This window comes from Komagataeibacter kakiaceti JCM 25156 (assembly GCF_000613305.1).
This window is the reverse complement of sequence record NZ_BAIO01000577.1, coordinates 1-1,328: the sequence shown is the minus strand read 5'-3', so window position 1 is coordinate 1,328 and position 1,328 is coordinate 1. Positions and strand designations below refer to the sequence as shown.

The window sequence follows — 1,328 nt, the reverse complement described above, 5'->3', positions numbered from 1 at the left end:
GGCATGCGTTTCACCATGGTGGCCAGCAGGTCCATGCTGGCTGGCGGCGTATCAGCCATGCCGGGCGGGGCGGGGCTGTTGTCCGGCGGCCCCCAGCGGGTGAAGATCGTGCGCACGCGGGCAGGGTCGTACTGGCTGTCGGGCGGGACGAAGCTGGTATAGCCATCCGAGCCGAAAAGCCGGGTTTTCAGGCCGACCAGCCACAGGAACTGGTTGGCGGCTTCCTGCAGGGCGTACAGGCTGGCCATGTGCAGGTAGCCCTGCCATGCCGGGTGGCCGTACATCCATTCCGGCCATGGCCGGTTGGGCGTGGTCAGGCTGCCCGGCCGGAGGTGGCACCACGCCGCGTCGATTCCGATCATGACAATGCGCGGCCGGGGGTGGTGGCGCAGGAATATGTCGAGTTCACGCGCCTGCTCCCACGGGCTGGCGCTGTTCATGGACATGTTGAGGAAATGGGCGTCCAGCGCCGGGTCCAGCACGGCGGGCTGCATGAGCCGGCTGGTCGATGTGCCCAGAATGACGGAATCAAAGCGGGGGCTACGGGCCAGCGCGGGCATGGTGTAGCGGGCGTTCGACGTAATGGGGATGCGCCCGAGCGGGGGGGAGAAGGGCAGCATGTCCCATGGATCGACCGTGACGATGAACAGGTAGAGCCCCCCGCCGGTCACCATGATGGCGAGGAGGGCCATAAGGCAGAACCGCCGCCACGGGCTGTCCCGCCGTGGGGGGGCGGGAGTCATTGATGGCGGAAGGTTACAACCAGCACATCGCGATAGGCCGGGCGGGACGGGTCGAGCGGCCGCACCGGGGTCACGCATGATAGACGCGGTTGTCATTGACGATGGCCGTGTCAAACGGCTGGTCGAGCATGAAGCTGCCCACCAGGTTGCGTTGCAGGTCATGGATGGCGGTTTCGCCGCACATCACGTTCTCGCGCCGGATCATGACCACCATCACCCAGTCCACGCCATCGCGGTGCAGCCCCTCGGGCGTGGGAAGGCCGGGATTGCCCTCCAGCGCCTCGATCCGGAACTGGTGGATTTCCGTATGCCATGTATCGGGCAGGCTGCCCGGATCGGTCAGGTCGCTCACGATCCGGTGCATGAGCCGCATGATGGCCAGCAGCGCCGGATGCGCCCCCGTTTCCGGCTCCACGGCCCGGAACCAGCGTTCGATCCCGCCATTGAGCTCGTTGTAGTCACGGCTCTGGTAATGCGGCTGGTGTTTCTTGCGCTGGACGCCATCGGCGCTGATGGCGAAGGTGGCGTGGCGACGGCGGCGGTAGCGGCCGCCATCAGCCATGTAGCGGTCCAGCCCCAGGCGGT

The 1,328-nt window shown here is 66.9% G+C and carries 1 protein-coding gene and 1 pseudogene; both read right to left on the bottom strand.

All coding sequences use genetic code 11. From position 1 onward, the window contains the following. A partial coding sequence (locus JCM25156_RS16770; RefSeq protein ID WP_025814029.1) for a hypothetical protein occupies positions 1-743 on the bottom strand: 743 nt, incomplete at its 3' end. Beyond that, positions 740-1,328, bottom strand: a pseudogene (locus JCM25156_RS25625) (2OG-Fe dioxygenase family protein); the annotation flags it as partial. The pseudogene JCM25156_RS25625 and the gene JCM25156_RS16770, both read right to left, overlap by 4 nt.